General features: G+C 60.3%; 15 protein-coding genes and 1 pseudogene. 9 read left to right on the top strand and 7 right to left on the bottom strand.

All coding sequences use genetic code 11. The features are described 5' to 3' along the window. Positions 1–5: 5 nt before the first annotated feature. The gene (gene leuB, locus ACF2JD_RS08665; RefSeq protein WP_440987197.1) at positions 6–1091 is read right to left on the bottom strand and encodes a 3-isopropylmalate dehydrogenase; all 1086 of its coding nucleotides are present in this window, start codon (positions 1089–1091) and stop codon (positions 6–8) included. Between the two features lie 134 nt (positions 1092–1225). Beyond that, on the bottom strand, positions 1226–2788 hold the full coding sequence (leuA, locus tag ACF2JD_RS08660) for a 2-isopropylmalate synthase (protein WP_163149579.1): 1563 nt from the start codon (positions 2786–2788) through the stop codon (positions 1226–1228). A gap of 406 nt (positions 2789–3194) precedes the next feature. On the opposite strand from leuA, the gene ACF2JD_RS08655 reads away from it, so the two are divergent. The 6 genes and pseudogenes from ACF2JD_RS08655 (at position 3195) to ilvN (ending at position 8357) form a co-directional block, all read left to right on the top strand. Beyond that, positions 3195–3818, top strand: a complete 624-nt coding sequence (locus ACF2JD_RS08655) for a TetR/AcrR family transcriptional regulator (protein ID WP_005323843.1) — start codon at positions 3195–3197, stop codon at positions 3816–3818. A gap of 139 nt (positions 3819–3957) precedes the next feature. Further along, positions 3958–4462: pseudogene (locus ACF2JD_RS08650) on the top strand (phosphatase PAP2 family protein). Further along, on the top strand, positions 4459–5568 hold the full coding sequence (locus ACF2JD_RS08645; RefSeq protein WP_440987196.1) for an MJ1255/VC2487 family glycosyltransferase: 1110 nt from the start codon (positions 4459–4461) through the stop codon (positions 5566–5568). Before ACF2JD_RS08650 ends, ACF2JD_RS08645 begins: the two are co-directional and overlap by 4 nt. Before the next feature lie 35 nt (positions 5569–5603). After that, complete coding sequence (locus tag ACF2JD_RS08640) at positions 5604–5756, top strand: hypothetical protein (protein ID WP_163155678.1); 153 nt, start codon at positions 5604–5606, stop codon at positions 5754–5756. Positions 5757–6144: 388 nt separating this feature from the next. Then, positions 6145–7863, top strand: a complete 1719-nt coding sequence (locus ACF2JD_RS08635) for an acetolactate synthase 3 large subunit (RefSeq protein WP_429171280.1) — start codon at positions 6145–6147, stop codon at positions 7861–7863. Next, positions 7863–8357 (top strand): acetolactate synthase small subunit, encoded by a 495-nt coding sequence (gene ilvN, locus ACF2JD_RS08630; RefSeq protein WP_025328160.1) that lies wholly within the window; start codon positions 7863–7865, stop codon positions 8355–8357. The genes ACF2JD_RS08635 and ilvN overlap by 1 nt, the downstream gene beginning before the upstream one ends. Positions 8358–8759: 402 nt before the next feature. Here ilvN and pta read toward each other — a convergent pair whose 3' ends face one another. Next, positions 8760–10913, bottom strand: a complete 2154-nt coding sequence (pta, locus tag ACF2JD_RS08625) for a phosphate acetyltransferase (protein ID WP_025328159.1) — start codon at positions 10911–10913, stop codon at positions 8760–8762. 70 nt (positions 10914–10983) lie between these two features. Continuing rightward, positions 10984–12186: an acetate kinase gene (locus ACF2JD_RS08620; RefSeq protein ID WP_025328158.1), complete on the bottom strand. Its 1203-nt coding sequence runs from the start codon at positions 12184–12186 to the stop codon at positions 10984–10986. 302 nt (positions 12187–12488) lie between these two features. Here ACF2JD_RS08620 and yfbV point away from each other — a divergent pair, with 302 nt between their 5' ends. Further along, on the top strand, positions 12489–12929 hold the full coding sequence (gene yfbV / locus ACF2JD_RS08615; RefSeq protein ID WP_025328157.1) for a terminus macrodomain insulation protein YfbV: 441 nt from the start codon (positions 12489–12491) through the stop codon (positions 12927–12929). A gap of 45 nt (positions 12930–12974) precedes the next feature. On the opposite strand, the gene ACF2JD_RS08610 is transcribed toward yfbV, so the two are convergent. The 3 genes from ACF2JD_RS08610 to ACF2JD_RS08600 form a co-directional block, all read right to left on the bottom strand. Further along, complete coding sequence (locus ACF2JD_RS08610) at positions 12975–13475, bottom strand: YfbU family protein (protein WP_408760195.1); 501 nt, start codon at positions 13473–13475, stop codon at positions 12975–12977. A gap of 215 nt (positions 13476–13690) precedes the next feature. Beyond that, positions 13691–14155 (bottom strand): thioredoxin-dependent thiol peroxidase, encoded by a 465-nt coding sequence (bcp, locus tag ACF2JD_RS08605; protein WP_106885901.1) that lies wholly within the window; start codon positions 14153–14155, stop codon positions 13691–13693. A 23-nt stretch (positions 14156–14178) separates the two neighbouring features. After that, positions 14179–14712 carry a glycine cleavage system protein R gene (locus ACF2JD_RS08600; protein ID WP_025328154.1) on the bottom strand — a complete coding sequence of 178 codons (534 nt, stop codon included), beginning with the start codon at positions 14710–14712 and terminating at the stop codon, positions 14179–14181. Positions 14713–14913: 201 nt separating this feature from the next. Here ACF2JD_RS08600 and dapA point away from each other — a divergent pair, with 201 nt between their 5' ends. Further along, on the top strand, positions 14914–15801 hold the full coding sequence (gene dapA / locus ACF2JD_RS08595) for a 4-hydroxy-tetrahydrodipicolinate synthase (protein WP_106885902.1): 888 nt from the start codon (positions 14914–14916) through the stop codon (positions 15799–15801). Further along, positions 15794–16918, top strand: a complete 1125-nt coding sequence (gene bamC, locus ACF2JD_RS08590) for an outer membrane protein assembly factor BamC (protein ID WP_440987195.1) — start codon at positions 15794–15796, stop codon at positions 16916–16918. Before dapA ends, bamC begins: the two co-directional genes overlap by 8 nt. Positions 16919–16963 lie beyond the last annotated feature (45 nt).

Genomic DNA, 16963 nt, shown 5'->3' with positions numbered 1-16963 from the left:
GTGGCTCAGATCCGTGCGGCTATCTGGCTGCCCATCTCTGCGGTGCTCTGTACTGGATGCTGTGCGCTACCCTGATGCAGATCAGCGGTGAAGTAACCCTCGGCCAGGGCCTGGGCCACGGCCTGCTCTATGGCCTGGGCGGCGGCTTCCTGGCCCAGGCTGTAGCGCAGCATCAGGGCGGCGGAGAGGATCTGGGCTATGGGGTTCGCAATCCCCTTGCCGGCGATGTCCGGGGCCGAGCCACCGGCCGGTTCGAACAGGCCGAAGCCGGATTCGTTCAGGCTGGCGGAGGGGAGCAGCCCCATGGAGCCGGTGATCATGGCGCACTCGTCGGAGAGGATGTCGCCAAACAGGTTGGAGCAGAGCAGCACGTCGAACTGGGACGGATCCTTGATGAGCTGCATGGTGGCGTTGTCGATGTACATGTGGTTCAGCGCCACGTCCGGGTAGGACTTGGCGACTTGCGTCACCACCTCGCGCCACAGTATGGAGGAGGCGAGCACGTTGGCCTTGTCGATGGAGGTCACTTTGCTGCGGCGCACACGGGCCGATTCGAAGGCAATTTTGGCGATGCGTTCAATCTCGAAGCGGTGATAGACCTCGGTGTCGAATGCCTTCTCGGTGGCACCTTCCCCTTCGCGCCCCTTGGGCTGGCCGAAGTAGATGCCGCCGGTCAGCTCGCGCACGCAGGCGATGTCGAAGCCGCGATCCGATATGTCGGCACGCAGGGGGGAGAACTGCTCCAGACCTGTGTAGATACGGGCCGGACGCAGGTTGCAGAACAGTTTGAAGTGGGCACGCAGGGGCAGCAGGGCGCCGCGCTCCGGCTGATCGTTCGGCGGCAGGTGCTCCCACTTGGGGCCACCGACCGAGCCGAACAGCACGGCATCGGCCGCTTCGCAGCCGGCTATGGTGCTTTGTGGCAGCGGGGTGCCGTGGTTGTCGATGGCGATGCCACCGACATCAAAGCGATCATAGTCGAGGGAGAAGCCGAATTTGGTCTGCACCTTTTCCAGTACCTTGAGGGCCTCTGCCATCACTTCCGGGCCAATGCCGTCCCCCGGCAATACTGCGATCCGATAACTGCTCATACTCTCTCCGTCCTGATGTTGTGTTGAGTTCAATCTGCCCAGTGACCCGATACTGCGATCCTCTACCTGTTCAGACTGTCTCCGTCCTGATGTTGTTATTCCATGCCGTCTGTCTGGCGTTGAGCCAATACTGCTCAGACGGTTTCCGATTTGATGTTGTTATTGCGTTCCATCTGCTCGGCCACCTGATCGGCGCGCCAGATGCTGTTGATGACATGGACCAGGGCCTGGGCCGAGGATTCTATGATGTCGGTGGCCAGCCCCATGCCATGGAATTTGCGACCCTTGTACTCGGCGACTATGTCGACCTGGCCGAGGGCATTCTTGCCTTCACCCTTGCCCTTGAGTTCGTACTTGTCGATGCGGATCTCGTAGCCGGTGATGCGGTTGATGCACTGGTAGACAGCATCCACAGGACCGTTGCCGGTGGCCGCTTCGCAGATCAGATCCTGGCCCACCTTGAGCTTGACCGAGGCGGTGGCGAGCACAGAGCTGCCGCTCTGCACGCCCAGATACTCGAGCTTAAAGTGCTCGGGCTCCTCGTGGATCTGGCTGAAGAAGGCCAGCGCCTCGAGATCGTAATCGAACACCTGCCCCTTCTTGTCGGCCAGAGTGAGGAACTTGCCGTACAGATGGTCCAGGTCGTAGCTGCTCTCGGCGTAACCCATGGACTCCATCCGGTGCTTGATCACGTGGCGGCCGGAGCGGGAGGTCATGTTGAGGTTGTTCTGGGTCAGGCCGATGCTCTCTGGGGTGATGATCTCGTAGGTGTTCTTGGCCTTGAGCACGCCGTCCTGGTGAATGCCGGAGCTGTGGGAGAAGGCGTTGGCCCCGACGATGGCCTTGTTCGGCTGCACCGGCATGTTGCAGAGCTGGCTGACGAGCGTGCTGGTGCGGTGGATCTCGTTGTGGCGGATGTTGGTGTGCACCCCGAGCAGGTCGGCGCGGGTTTTCAGGATCATCGCCACCTCTTCCAGGGAGCAGTTGCCCGCCCGCTCGCCGATGCCGTTGATGGTGCACTCTATCTGGCGTGCCCCCATCTGCACGGCACTGATGGAGTTCGCCACCGAGAGACCGAGATCGTCGTGGCAGTGCACCGAGATGATGGCCTTATCGATGTTGGGCACCCGGTTGAACAGGGTCTGGATGATGCCGGAAAATTCGGTCGGTACCGTGTAGCCCACAGTGTCCGGGATGTTGATGGTGCGGGCGCCTGCCTTGATGGCGGCCTCCACCATGCGGCAGAGATTATCGATCGGCGTGCGGCCCGCATCCTCGCAGGAGAACTCTACGTCGTCTGTGTAGCGCAGGGCATGCTTGATGGCGCCGACCCCCATCTCCAGCACGTCTTCGAAGCTTTTCTTCAGCTTGCTCTCGACGTGGATGGAGGAGGTGGAGATAAAGGTATGGATGCGAAAGGCCTCGGCGACCCGCAAGGCTTCGCCTGCGGCATCGATATCCTTGGGCAGGGCGCGGGCGAGGGCACAGACCCGGCTGTTCTTGATGTGACGGGCTATGGTCTGCACCGATTGAAAATCACCGGGGGAAGAGACGGGGAAGCCCACTTCCATGATGTCGACACCGAGTCGTTCCAGCGCCTGGGCAATCTGCAGCTTCTCCTTGACCGTCAAGCTGGCCGACAGCGCCTGCTCGCCATCACGCAAGGTGGTATCGAATATGATGACTCGATCTGACATGTGACTTCCCTCTTCCTAAGTTCGGTGCGTGCATCCTGCATTGGCATAAAAAAACCCGTGCGGGGTGCACGGGTTTTTGTAAATTCCGGCTATGCCTTAGCCCGGCTACAAGGATCCCGCGCGAGGAGTCGCGATTAGGGGGAGCAGTAGTAGCGGAGCGGCAATATGCATGATGACTCAATCCTTCCAGTCGATAACGCTACTACCAATATCGAGATTTTTATGCTGTGTCAACTCGAAAGGACAGGTTCAATTCACTGTGTTATTTAATCGGATTGTAAAGGAGTGCAAATTTCCTTGTCCCATATTCGGTTCATGCCTGATTATCTGGTCGTTCCTGCTGTACTCGATCACCCGCACAATCAGATCGACTTATCAGCCCTTGCTGAATTATCTGAGGTATTCCATGGAAAAGCGCAGACCTGGCCGTCCGGTCGGACGTTCCGACATTCGTGACAAGCTGCTCGCCGCCGCACGCGAACGTTTTCTCAACACCCCCTACAGCAAGGTGACGACCCGTGAGATCGCCGAGCTGGCCGGCTCCAATCTGGCGATGATCCACTACTACTTCGGCAGCAAAGAGGGTCTCTACAAGGCGGTGCTGGGGGATGTGGCCGAGCCGCTGGATCAGGCCTGGCATGACGAGAGCAGCAATCGCAGCCTGACCGATCTGCTCAATACCTACTATCAGGTGATGGCGCCGAACAGCGAGCTGACTTCCGCCATCTCCAGCGCATTATCAACCGAAAAAAGCCCGGGGCGGGATTTTGTATTGAATCGTCTGCTGGAGCGTCAACTGCCCCAGTTCGATGCCCTGCTCGAATCCATGCGCTCCAATGGTCAGCTGGGTGACAACCTGGATCCCGAGATGCTGAAGATCTCCTTCCTCAGCATGATGTGGCAGCCCTTCGTGATGAAGGATCTCTACGAGCAGGTGTTCGGCCTGACGGTGGACGAGAGCTTCATGAGCCGGTTGGCGGCCCACAACTGCCAGTTGATGGAGAACGGGCTGCGCGGTTCCCTGAACTGAGTCTTCCCGGGTAATAGCTGAAAAAGGGCCGCATGGCCCTTTTTTGCATGGTTCATGTCACAAATCTGTTATCTCTCCTTCAACCAAGTGTCACTGCGCCGCCCTAGTCTGCATTCAAGACTCAAGGGAAGGGGGCGTGATGAACAAGATCCAGCAATGGGACCTGCGGGTGTGCCGTGTCTGTCTGCTCCATCCCTACAACCGGCCACAGGCCAGGATCAGCCGGGTCATTTCCCGTACCGGTGACGGTCCCCTTTACGCCGTGCTGGCCGCCCTGCTCTGGTGGCAGGGGGAGGCGCAGCGGGAAGTGGTACAAGTCGCCCTGCTGGCCTTTGCCGCCGAGCTGCCGCTCTATCTGCTGCTCAAGAATGCCCTCAGGCGCCAGCGCCCCGTGGGCTTGCCGGTCTTCATCACCCCCTCCGATCGCTACAGCCTGCCCTCCGGCCATACCGCCGCCGCCTTCCTGATGGCCACCGTGCTGGCGGCCAGCTTCCCGCTCTGGGCACCGCTGCTGTTTCTCTGGGCCATCCTGGTCCGGGGCGTCACGGCTGCTGCTCGGGGTGCACTATCTGAGCGATCTGGTGGCTGGCGCCCTGCTCGGGGGCGGCTGCGCCCTCTGGGCCCTTAACTGGAGCCAGGGATGAGGATACTGTTTGGAGTACAGGGAACCGGCAACGGTCATATCAGCCGCAGCAGGACTCTGGCCCGTGCCCTGAAGAGCAGGGGGATAGAGGTCGACTACCTGTTCAGCGGGCGCGCCGCCGACGGCTACTTCGAGATGGGGGAGTTCGGGGACTATCGCACCTTCCCCGGCATTAGTTTCGTCAGCCATCAGGGCCGCATCTCGGGCTGGCGCACCCTCAAGGGACTCTCTCCCCTTCGCTTCTGGCAGGACATGCGGGCCCTCGACTGCCGGGATTACGATCTGGTGATCAGCGATTTTGAGCCACTCAGTGCCCATGCCGCCCGGCGCTGGCAAAAACCCAGTCTGACCATCAGCCATCAGGCCAGCTTCGACTGGCCCATTCCGCGCTGGGGGGAGAGTGGTTTCAACCGCCAGCTGATGCGCCACTTCGCCCCGGTGCGCCGCTCTCTGGGGCTGCACTGGTTTCACTTCGGTCAGCCGCTGCTGCCCCCCATCATAGATCCCATGGCCCCGGCCCCGGACAACCAGCAGATCCTGGTCTATCTGCCATTCGAGCAGATAGACCAGATAGCTGCGCTGCTGTCGCGCTTCAACCAGCAGCGCTTCGTCTGCTTTCACCCCGGCCTTCGCAAGGCCAGTCAATGGCGCAACATCCGCTTCGAGCCTGCGGCCCGGGAGGGGTTCAAGCTGGCGCTGGCCGGTTGCCGGGGGGTCATCAGCAATGCGGGGTTTGAACTTGCCTCGGAGGCGCTCTCGCTGGGCAAGAAGCTGCTGGTCAAGCCGCTGGGCGGCCAGTTCGAGCAGCTGACCAACGGCAGGACCCTGGAGTTGATGGGGCTGGCCCAGTTGATGGAGACGCTGGATGCCAATGCGTTGAGAACCTGGCTCGAGGCGCCGTCACCCGGGCGGATCCGCTACCCCGATGTGGCGGGGGAGCTGGCCGACTGGCTGCTGGCTGGTGCCAAGGAGGAGCTGGCCTCTCTCTCCCGCCGCCTGTGGGCCAGGACCCTCTTCCCGGAGGAGGTGTGCGATCGCCTCAGCGAACTGGCGGGCAACCCGGCATTGGCCCGTCCCTGGTTATCGCAACTCAGCGCCTTTGACTAGACTGAGTTGATCCCATCAAGGAGAGGACGGACAACATGCGCTTTACCAATGAAAACGGCGACACCATGACACTGGCAGACAATCTCACCCTGCATGAGCTGCTCGACATGGGGGTCAGCATCTCGGTCTGTGAAGAGGCTGATCCGGATCAGCAGATCTGGCTGGTGGAGCCGGAAGACGAGCACTGAGACGGGATGGTTTTGACGGCCCGCCCTCTGGGGTGGGCCATTTATTTCTATCCCTGCCCAGATTGGCAGCATGATCCGCTAGTTTCCCCCCCATACTCCCCGCTTTGTTTCCGGTCTGGTGACCAAGTCACTGAATGTTAATAGCTGTTTGAAATTTATGACTGTTATGGTCAGACAAAGCCGTGGACAAGCGTTCACAAGCGGGTTAAGTTGGTTTTTCACCCGCTTTTCGGGTGAATGATGGAAAAAACCTATTTTTCTACTATCGACGGCTCCGAACTCGCCTGGTCTGGATGCAGACAACAACAAGAGACGGATCGGCGCTGCCGGGAAGCAGCGGACTGTCGGTAGCTTTCGCTTAACGGAGCAAAGCCTGGAGGGCTTTATCATGGAGATGTTATCAGGCGCCCAGATGGTGGTTAGAGCGCTGGAAGATCAGGGAGTTGAGCATGTTTTCGGCTACCCTGGTGGCTCAGTGCTCGACATCTATGACGCTCTCTTCGAAAACGGCAAGATGGAGCATGTCCTGGTGCGGCACGAGCAGGCCGCGGTGCACATGGCGGACGGTTACGCCCGCTCCACCGGCAAGGTGGGCACTGTGCTGGTGACCTCGGGTCCCGGCGCCACCAACTGCATCACCGGCATCGCCACCGCCTACATGGACTCGATCCCCCTGGTGATCCTGTCCGGTCAGGTGCCGACCAGCATGATTGGGGAGGACGCGTTCCAGGAGACCGACATGATCGGCATCTCCCGCCCTGTGGTGAAGCACAGCTTCCTGTGCAAGAAGGCCAGCGAGATTCCCGACGCCATCAAGAAGGCCTACTACATTGCCGCCAGTGGCCGCCCGGGGCCCGTGGTGGTGGACTTGCCCAAGGACGTGCAGAACCCGAAAGAGAAATTCCCCTACCAGTATCCCGAGTCCGTTTCCCTGCGTTCCTACAATCCGACCAAGGCCGGACACAAGGGCCAGATCAAGCGGGCCGCCAAGCTGCTGACCGAGGCGAGCCGCCCCGTCATGTACGTGGGCGGTGGCGCCATCAACGCCAATGCGGATCACCTGGTGACCAAGCTGGCAGAGCTGTTGAACCTGCCGGTGACCACCACCCTGATGGGACTGGGGGCCTTCAGCGGCATCCATCCGCAATTCATCGGCATGCTGGGGATGCATGGCACCTTCGAAGCAAACAAGAGCATGCACAACGCGGATCTCATCTTCGCCGTGGGTGCCCGCTTCGATGACCGCGTCACCAACAACGTGAGCAAGTTCTGCCCCAACGCCACCATAGTCCACATCGACATAGACCCCACCTCCATCTCCAAGACGGTACAGGCCCATGTGCCCATCGTCGGCTCGGTGGAGACCGTGCTGGAGCAGATGCTGGAAGTGATCCGCGAGTGCGGCTTTGACAACGACAAGCAGGCGCTGGCGGACTGGTGGAGCCAGATCGATCAGTGGCGCTCCCGCAACTGCCTGGCCTACGAGACCCACCCCACCCTGATCAAGCCGCAGCAGGTGATAGAGGCGCTCTACAAGGTGACCAAGGGGGAGGCCTTCGTCGCCTCCGACGTGGGTCAGCACCAGATGTTCGCCGCCCTCTACTATCCGTTTGCCAAGCCACGCCAGTGGATCAACTCCGGGGGCCTCGGCACCATGGGCTTTGGCATTCCGGCCGCCATGGGGGCCCAGTTTGCCAATCCGGATGCCGTGGTCTGCTGCGTCACCGGTGACGGCTCGGTACAGATGAACATTCAGGAGCTTTCCACCTGCATGCAGTACGGGGTGCCCATCAAGATCATCTCCATCAACAACCGTGCGCTGGGCATGGTCAAGCAGTGGCAGAAGATGTTCTACGGCGGCCGTCACAGCCACTCCTACATGGAATCCCTGCCCGATTTCGTCAAGCTGGCAGAGGCCTATGGCCACGTCGGCATCGCGGTGAGCGATCCGGCCGAGCTGGAGAGCGCCATGGAGAAGGCCTTCGCCATGAAGGATCGGCTGGTGTTCATGGATATCTCGGTCGACCCGGATGAGCATGTCTATCCGATGCAGATCAAGTTTGGTGCCATGGACGAGATGTGGCTGAGCAAGACGGAGAGAACCTGATGAGGCATATCATTTCAGTACTGCTGGAGAACGAATCCGGCGCCCTGAGTCGCGTGGTAGGTCTCTTCTCCCAGCGCGGCTACAACATCGAGACCCTGACGGTGGCCCCCACCGAGGATCCCACTCTGTCCCGCATGACAATCGTCACCATGGGTGACGAGCGGGTGCTGGAGCAGATCCAGAAGCAGCTGCACAAGCTGGTGGACGTGCTCAAGGTGTGTGACCTGAGCGAAGGGGAACACATAGAGCGGGAGATCGCCCTGGTCAAGGCACGCGCCGCCGGTGGTGCCCGCGACGAGCTGAAACGGCTGGCGGACATCTTCCGTGGCCAGATCGTCGATGTCACCCCGGAGCAGTACACGGTGCAGCTCGTCGGGACGAGTGAGAAGCTGGACGCCTTCATCAAGACTGCCGCCCAGACCAACGAGATCATCGAAGTGGTGCGCTCGGGTGTCTGCGGCATCTCCCGGGCCGACAAGTCCCTGCGTCCCTGATGCGGTCGGACGTGGAAATGGCTGTTCAAGGGCTCTTCGGAGCCCTTTTTCATGGACGCAGGGGAAGGAGGGCGCTAGCTGGCGCTGTCATTTTCTTTCAAATGATCGGTAAACTATCCACAAAAGCTGTGGAAAACTCTGTAGATTAGCGGTGTGTCTGGCGTTAGTTAGCTGATCTTAAAGGGATATTCTGATTTGATCCTGACTGGATCGCAATTGTGCAATCCCCCTGCGCAGGTGTGAGTGTTTGCTTATCGCCGGCCCCTTGCCAGGAGGCGTTCGCGGCCAGTCCGGCGGATCCTGCAAGGATCCGGATTTGATCTCGCCGATCAACAGATCCCTGTCCGCCATAAAAAAACCCGCCTCTCGGCGGGTTTTTCACAGGGTCAGCGGTGGGCGATATTACTCGGCCTGGGCTGCCTGGATACCGGTCAGGGCTATGGTGTAGACGATGTCGTCTACCAGAGCGCCACGGGACAGGTCGTTGACCGGCTTGCGCATGCCTTGCAGCATGGGGCCGATGGAGACCAGTTCTGCGGAACGCTGTACCGCCTTGTAGGTGGTGTTGCCGGTGTTCAGGTCCGGGAACACGAACACAGTCGCTTTACCTGCGACCGGTGAGTTCGGTGCCTTGGACTTGGCCACGTTCTCCATGATGGCCGCGTCGTACTGCAGCGGGCCGTCGATGATGAGGTCGGGGCGCTTGGCCTTGGCCAGCTCGGTCGCTTCACGCACTTTCTCTACGTCAGCGCCGGCGCCAGAGGTACCGGTGGAGTAGGAGATCATGGCGACGCGCGGCTCTATGCCGAAGGCGGCAGCGGAGTCGGCGGACTGGATGGCGATCTCGGCCAGCTGTTCGGCGCTCGGATCCGGGTTGATGGCGCAGTCACCGTATACCAGCACCTGATCAGGCAGCAGCATGAAGAAGATGGAGGAGATGAGCGACGAACCCGGGGCAGTCTTGATGATCTGCATCGGCGGACGGATGGTGTTGGCGGTGGTGTGCACGGCGCCGGAGACCAGACCGTCCACTTCGCCACGCTCCAGCATCATGGTGCCCAGCACCACGTTGTCTTCCAGCTGTTCGCGGGCAACCACTTCGGTCATGCCCTTGTTCTTGCGCAGCTCGACCAGACGCGGCACGTAGCGCTCGCGCACTTCCAGCGGATCGATGATCTCGACGCGATCGGTCAGTACCACACCCTGCTGTTCGGCGACGCGACGGATCTCTTCCGGGTTGCCCAGCAGCACCGGACGGGCGATGCCACGCTCGGCACAGATGGCGGCAGCCTTGATGGTCCGCGGCTCTTCCCCTTCCGGCAGCACGACGCGCTTGTTGGCCTGACGGGCCAGCTCGGTCAGCTGATAACGGAACGCCGGCGGGCTCAGACGACGGGAACGGGTGGACTTGGCAGAGAGCGACTCGATCCAGTGCTTGTCGATGTGGCCAGCCACATAGTCCTGCACCAGCTCGATACGCTCGCGGTCATCTTCCGGGATGTCGACGTTGAAGTTTTGCAGGCTGACGGCGGTCTGCCAGGTGTTGGTGCCGGTGATCATGATCGGCAGGCCGGTAGCCATGGCCTGTTGGCACAGGGCGATGACTTGCGGCTCAGGGTGGTAGTTGCCGGTCAGCAGCAGGGCACCCAGCTTGACGCCGTTCATGGCGGACAGGCAGGCGGAGACGATGACGTCGGAGCGGTCGCCTGAGGTCACCAGCAGGCTGCCTGGACGGAAGTGCTCGATCATGTTGTGGATGGAGCGGGCGCAGAAGGTCACGGTCTGCAGGCGACGGCTGTCCAGCTCACCCTTGTGCAGGATCTTGGCGGCCAGGTGCTTGGCGAGATCCTTGGCGCGCGGGGCGATCAGCTGGGTGTTCCAGGGGATGCAGCCGAGAATGCGCAGCGGGCTCTTGCCGAACACCTGCAGCACTTCCAGATTGTGGGCGGTGTCGGAGGTGTGGTGATGGGCCTCGAACATCTCGGTCAGATCGGGGCGGGTCACGCCGTGCTCGTCAACCGGTGCACCCACCTTGTTGATGACGCAGCCCACGATACGCGGGTTGCTGACGCCACCGAAGTTGGAGCAGGCCAGCTCGATGCGCTCTTTCAGCTTCTGGCTGGAGTCATTGCCCGGATGGGTCACGAACACCATGTCGGCGTCCAGCGCCTTGGCGACGTCGTAGTTCAGCTTGTTGGCAAAGGGCTGCTTGTCGGTCGGTACCAGGCCTTCGATCACCACCACTTCGGCACCGCTGGTCTTCACGTGCTCTTCGAAGCGAGCCACTATCTCTTCCAGCAGGATATCTGTGTTGCTGGAGGTGATCATGTTCTCGGCGTAGGAGAGGGCGAACGGCTCGGGCGGGTTGATGTTGGCGGCTGCGCGGATCACGGCGGTGGAGCGCTCGGTACCGGTTTCACCCGGACGCGGCTGGGCAACCGGTTTGAAGAAGCTGACATTGACACCGTGACGTTCCATGGCGCGAACGACGCCAAGGCTCACGGAAGTTACGCCGACACCAGTGCCGACCGGGATGAGCATAATAGTGCGTGCCACTTATTACCCCTTGTTCATTTTTTGGGATCAGGAAAAGGCCGCCCTGGGGCGGCCTTGCTCTACAGCTAATTTATGCGCCGACCAGTTCCAGCGCGTCGTGGGCGATGACCCACTCTTCGTTGGTCGGGATAACCAGGGCCTTGGTGGAGCCAGCCTTGGTGATCTCGCCACCCTTGCCGAAGCGTGCCTTCAGGTTGGCGTCGTGGTCGACGTCAAAGCCCAGCAGGCCCAGCTTGTTCAGGGTGATCTCACGGATCGGGGCGGAGTTCTCGCCGATGCCGCCGGTGAAGACCACGGCATCCAGACGACCGTCCATGGCGGCGGCGTAAGCGCCGATGTACTTGGCCAGACGGTAGCAGTACACGTCCATGGCGCGCTTGGCTTCTTCCTTGCTGTCGTAGTTGTCTTCAACGAAACGGCAGTCGGAGGTGACTTCGGTCAGACCCTGCAGGCCGGATTCCTTGGTCAGCATGGTGTTGATCTCGGCGACGCTCATGCCCAGCTTGTCGTGCAGGAAGAAGATGATGGCCGGATCGATGTCACCGGAACGGGTACCCATCACCAGGCCTTCCAGCGGGGTCAGACCCATGGAGGTGTCGACGGACTTGCCGTTCTTGATGGCGCAGACGGAGCCGCCGTTGCCCAGGTGGCAGTTGATGATGTTCAGCTCTTCGACCGGCTTGTTCAGCTGCTTGGCGGCTTCCAGGCTGATGTAATAGTGGCTGGTGCCGTGGGCGCCGTAGCGACGGATGCCGTTCTCTTTGTAGAGCTTGTACGGCAGGGCGTACAGGAAGGCTTCTTCCGGCATGGTCTGGTGGAAGGCGGTGTCGAACACGGCGACGTTCTTCTCGGCCAGCTCAGGGAAGACCTTGAGGGCGGCACGGATGCCGATCAGGTGAGCCGGGTTGTGCAGCGGAGCGTAAGGAATGGCGGCTTCGATACCGGCGATCACGTCTTTGCAGATCCGCACGGAAGAAGTGAATTGCTCGCCGCCGTGTACCACGCGGTGGCCGATGGCAATCAGGTTCTTGGACAGTTCAGGGTTGAGCGGCAGGATCTTGTGGACGATATAGTCCAGTGCTTCTTGGTGAGCGGCACCGGCACCCAGATCGGCACTGCCCTTCTCGCCGTTGAGCTTCCACTTGATGCGGGCGTCGTCGAGGTTGAAGCACTCGGCCAGGCCGGACAGCAGATCATCACCGGTGGTTGCGTCAATGACAGCAAACTTCAGGGACGAGCTGCCACAGTTAAGAACAAGAACCAGCTTACTCATGAATAAATCCTATCGCAGATTGGGTTGGGTTGGAGGATGCGCCGGACGCGGTGCGCCCAAAAACTATCAACTTATCCTTATGAGGGTTGGCAATCTGTTGCTTGCCCCTTGTATAGTGATACAAGACCCGTAATTCTGACGTCCCTGACAGGCCAGCAGCAAACCACTGGCGTAAAAATTGGGCGTACAAAGGATAACCTGATTGTTGAAAAATAACAAAGTCATCCTCAACCTTTGTTATTGCCTCTCAAATATTGTCGAGGTTTTGCCGTTAATACGTTCAAAAAGAGCTCGGAGGTAGTATGAGCATGAACATTTTTGGAACTAAATTACAGCAAGGCCGTCATTATATGACTCTTTGGCCGCGCCGTCCCGAGCTTAATTCCATGTTCCCGGAGAATAGGGTGATCAAGGCCACCGAGTTCGCCCTCAGGGTCATTCCGGCGCTCGCCGTGCTCAGCGTCATGCTGCAGTTCCAGTTCGGCGAGTTGCACTACTGGCCCTCCGTGATGGCCTCGGTGTTGTTCCTGCTCAGCCTGCCGCTGCAAGGCTATTACTGGCTCGGGCAGCGTGCCGATACCCGTCTTCCCCCCTCCCTCGCCAACTGGTACAGGGAGATCAACGGCAAGATGAACGAGCAGGGCGGTCATCGTCAGCTGGTGGCCCGGCCCCGTTACGAGGAGCTGGCTGACACCCTCAACGCCGCCTTCAAGCAGCTGGACAAATCCTTCCTCTACGAATAACCCCGGCAGGGGAGCAAGAGGCGCCACCAGGCGCCTTTTTCACATTCAGGCGGCCAGTACCTTGCTGATCTCCTGGATGGAGAGCTTGTACTGACGGGGACACTGACGCCAGGCCGCCAGCATGCGCTGGTACTTGTCGCGCATGGCGATGTCGCTGGAGAGCTCGTCACAGGGGCACGGCAGCTCGGGGAAGCGCTTGTCCACCTCCAGCAGGAAGCAGACATAATCCGCCAGTTCCCGCTCCTGGCTGCGGCTGTAGCCGTTGAAGGCCAGGCGACTCTCGTTCACCTCGGCCCGGGTACCTTCGTCCAGGTTGCCCCAGGAGATGGCCAGCGCATGATGTAGCTCCAGGGTGTCCAGCACCTCCTGGCAGGTGGCAAGATCCAGATGGCCAAAGCTCTTCTCCAGCTCGAGGATCTGCAGGCAGTAGCCACGCTCGACTATGGTGCTGGCCCGCTGGTAAAACGCCGCCTTCTCCGGGTTGAGTTTGGCCAGGATCTCGTACTGATTGCTCAGGATCAGGCGTTCGGTATGGCTCATGTTCATGGGCTGTCTCACTGGAAAATGAATCTGGGGCCACGTTAACCCATATCCAGGATGAATTTTTTGATCTGATAGGGGAGGTTGGCGAGAAAAACGGGGAGGAGGGCGCAATAGGGGCGCTGCTTTTGGCAGGACATTCCCGGTGCTTGCGCGGCAGAACAGGGGGCAAACGAACAGGGCCTGCATCTGCAGGCCCTGTTATCGTGTCTGAGCGGACTTCAGCCCTTGACGAGGTCGAGCACCACCTGATGGTGATCGCTGGTCTTGAACTTGTCGAAGCGATGGGCCACCTTGCCCTCCTCATCGATGAGGAAGCTCAGCCGATGGATGCCGTCGTACTCCTTGCCCATGAACTTCTTCGGGCCCCAGACGCCAAAGGCATCGGCCACGGCGTGATCCTCATCGGCCAGCAGCCGGAAGTTCAGGCTGTCGCGCTCCTCGAACTTCTTCAAACGCTTGGCCGGATCCGGGCTGATGCCGAGCACCACCACGTTGAGGGCGGCCAGTTCGGCATTGACGTCCCGCAGGCCGCAGGCCTGGGTGGTGCAGCCCGGGGTCATCGCCTTGGGATAGAAATAGATGAGCACCTTCTTGCCCCGCAGGGAGGACAGACTGACCTGCTGACCATCCTGATCGGAGAGGGAAAAATCGGGGGCCTGAGTACCAACTTGTAGTGGTTGCATGGGGTCTCCTCGGATAAACGCCGTCAGGCGTATTTGTGATTGACGATGAACTCGAATGACTCGGCACCCAGTTCACGACAGAAATCGGCGAAGGCCGTTTTCGAGTCGGCCGCCTCGCCCTGCTTGGCCTGATTGAGCTGGAAATTGGCCTTGAGCAGGTTGAAGGGTTGCTGCTCGAGGGTGACGGTCTGCATGGCCTGAATGTCCCAGCCGTGATCGCTGAAGAACTGGGTGCACTGGCTTACGATGCCCGGCTGATCCCGGATCAGCACCTCGGCGCTGGCACTGATGTCATATTGCAGGGAGTGGTGGCGCTCGGTGCGCTTCATCATGGTGATGAGATCCCACTCCTGGCTGCGCAGGGGGAGGCTTATCTCAAGCTGCATCAGGCTGTTCCAGTCACCGGACAACAGCATGATGAAAGTGAATTCGTTACCGAAGATGCCAAGACGGCTGTCGACAATGTTGCAACCGCAGCCACTGACGTGACGGGTAACCTCATTGACGATGCCAGGCCTGTCCGTGCCGATGGCCGTTACGACCAGGTAGTGAGTCATAAATCGTCTCTCGTCCATTTATTGCGAATGCGGTGACAGCGAGCGCGCTTGGCGGGCATGACGCCCTGCTCCGGGCCCTGTCCTGCCCTCGTGCATCCATACGTTTTGTGGCGGATGGTAACACGGCTTGTCCCCTGCCTCCCTTGTTTTTCAAAAGGGGCAGCTTTACCATTACGCCCCTGAAAATCGGGAGAAATATCCATGTTACGCGGTAGTATTGTTGCGCTCGTTACCCCCATGCTGGCCTCGGGTGACATCGATTGGACCAGTCTGGCAGCCCTGGTGGAGTATCATGTCGGTGCCGGCACCAGTGCCATAGTCGCGGTGGGCACCACGGGAGAGTCGGTCACCCTGAGCGAGCAGGAACATATCGCAGTCGTGGAAAAAACCGTCGAGTTCGCCGCCGGTCGCATTCCGGTCATCGCAGGGTGCGGCTCCAACAGCACTGCCCACGCCATCGCCCTCTCCCGGCGTTTCGCCCAAACCGGCGTGGTGGCGGGCCTCTCGGTGACCCCTTATTACAACAAACCCACCCAGGAAGGTCTCTATCGTCACTATTGTGCGATCGCCGAGGCTAGTGGTCTGCCTCAAATTCTCTATAATGTGCCCGGTCGCACCTGTTGCGATCTCAAACCGGAGACCGTGGCTCGTCTGGCCAAGGTTCCCGGCATTATCGGTTTGAAAGAGGCGACGGGTGATTTGAGCCGCACCCCGCTGCTGCGCGAGTTGTGCGGGCCGGATTTCGCGCTTTATAGTGGCGATGATGCCAGCGGATGTGATTTTATGCTGCAAGGGGGCGATGGCGTCATTTCGGTCACCACCAATATTGCGGCGCCCCAGATGGCCGACATGTGTCGTGCTGCGCTGGCCGGTGATGCCGGGCAGGCTCATGACATCAACAATCGATTGATGCCGTTGCATCAGACTCTGTTCTGCGAACCGAGTCCCATCCCGGTGAAGTGGGCCTGTGCCCGACTGGGATTGATGGCGACGGCGACCTTGCGCCTGCCGCTGACCGACCTCACCCCCGAGGGGGAACAGGCGATGGCGCGAGCACTGACGACTGCGGAGTTGATGGCGAGTGTTTAAAGCAAATGGAAAGGGAAATGCAGTGCGCCTGGTGCTGAGTGTCGCGACCGTTGCCGTGTTGGCAGCCTGTAGCTCACCCCAGGATCGCAAGATGGCCAACCGTGGCTTCGAGTATGAAGAGAGCCGCCTCGAAGGTCGCGCCTTCCTCGTGCCCGCCGGGTTGAGTACCCCCGCCTTTAACAGTAATTTCGACATTCCGGCCCTGCCGGAGAGCAGCCGCGAAGGTGCCATCGGCGCCAAGGTGGACGTGCGTCCACCAGCCCAGCTGCTGACGGTGGTCCCTGGCAGTCAGGTGGTGGCCAAGGCCAGCGAGCCTACTCTGGCCTTCTATGCTCTGAGCACCAGCCAGAGCGTGGAGCGCGATACCTGGGCCTTCCTGATGAACTTCCTGGCCCAGCACAAGGTCACCACAGAGAAGCTGGATCAGCAGGCCGGCGTGTTGCAGACCGGCTGGTTTGACAACTCCGCCGCCCTCGATGGCTGGGCGGAGGAGGACGAAGACTTCCGCATCCGTCAACGCTACCAGTTCACCCTCAACAACGACCTGCAGCGTCACGCCGTCAACATGTCGGTACGGGTGCTGGATCATGAAGAGACCATAGACGGCGAGACCAGCACAGTGCTGACCCCGGCCGATGCCCAGCGTTATGCGACCCGGGCGCTGAACCAGTTCTCCCTCTACTACGACAAGCAGCTCAAGGCCCGCGAACAGCACAAGTCCACCGATGGCATGGGCCTGGAGCTGGGTCTGGACAACAACGAGCTGAGTGCCTGGATCGCCGATGGTTCCTTCGAGCAGGTCTGGCGCCGTCTCAATCAGGTGTTGCCGGCCTACGGTTTCACCATCAAGGACACCCAGCAGTCCCTGGGCTGGATCGACGTCGAGTATGACGAGCCCAATGCCGAGTTTTGGCAGGCCAAGGGGGCCGAGCCGTTCAAGCTGGAGGAAGACCAGTATCGCTTCCAGCTGGGCGAGATGGCCGGAGGCAAGACCTCCATCACCCTGTTCGACAAGGACAAGAAGCCGGTCGCATCCGGTGTCATCTCCCAGATGTATATCAGCCTGTCCGAGGCCTTTGCCAAAGGCGTGGCCGATCAGGCCGCTAAAGTAGAATAGAAACAGGGGCCTGGTGCCCCTGTTTTGTTATGCGGAGTCCGCGCC

It is taken from the genome of Aeromonas ichthyocola, assembly GCF_046087985.1.
GTDB lineage: Bacteria > Pseudomonadota > Gammaproteobacteria > Enterobacterales > Aeromonadaceae > Aeromonas > Aeromonas rivipollensis.
This window is presented reverse-complemented; position numbering and strand designations above follow the sequence as displayed.

Bases quoted from the DNA above. Each gene is read 5' to 3' on its own strand.
- ACF2JD_RS08635 (WP_429171280.1), top strand. From the start codon at position 6,145: ATGGAGATGTTATCAGGCGCCCAGATGGTGGTTAGAGCGCTGGAAGAT.
- ACF2JD_RS08620 (WP_025328158.1), bottom strand. From the start codon at position 12,186: ATGAGTAAGCTGGTTCTTGTTCTTAACTGTGGCAGCTCGTCCCTGAAG.
- ACF2JD_RS08655 (WP_005323843.1), top strand. From the start codon at position 3,195: ATGGAAAAGCGCAGACCTGGCCGTCCGGTCGGACGTTCCGACATTCGT.
- ilvN (WP_025328160.1), top strand. From the start codon at position 7,863: ATGAGGCATATCATTTCAGTACTGCTGGAGAACGAATCCGGCGCCCTG.
- ACF2JD_RS08640 (WP_163155678.1), top strand. From the start codon at position 5,604: ATGCGCTTTACCAATGAAAACGGCGACACCATGACACTGGCAGACAAT.
- leuA (WP_163149579.1), bottom strand. From the start codon at position 2,788: ATGTCAGATCGAGTCATCATATTCGATACCACCTTGCGTGATGGCGAG.
- ACF2JD_RS08600 (WP_025328154.1), bottom strand. From the start codon at position 14,712: ATGACTCACTACCTGGTCGTAACGGCCATCGGCACGGACAGGCCTGGC.
- yfbV (WP_025328157.1), top strand. From the start codon at position 12,489: ATGAGCATGAACATTTTTGGAACTAAATTACAGCAAGGCCGTCATTAT.
- ACF2JD_RS08645 (WP_440987196.1), top strand. From the start codon at position 4,459: ATGAGGATACTGTTTGGAGTACAGGGAACCGGCAACGGTCATATCAGC.
- dapA (WP_106885902.1), top strand. From the start codon at position 14,914: ATGTTACGCGGTAGTATTGTTGCGCTCGTTACCCCCATGCTGGCCTCG.
- ACF2JD_RS08610 (WP_408760195.1), bottom strand. From the start codon at position 13,475: ATGAACATGAGCCATACCGAACGCCTGATCCTGAGCAATCAGTACGAG.
- leuB (WP_440987197.1), bottom strand. From the start codon at position 1,091: ATGAGCAGTTATCGGATCGCAGTATTGCCGGGGGACGGCATTGGCCCG.
- bcp (WP_106885901.1), bottom strand. From the start codon at position 14,155: ATGCAACCACTACAAGTTGGTACTCAGGCCCCCGATTTTTCCCTCTCC.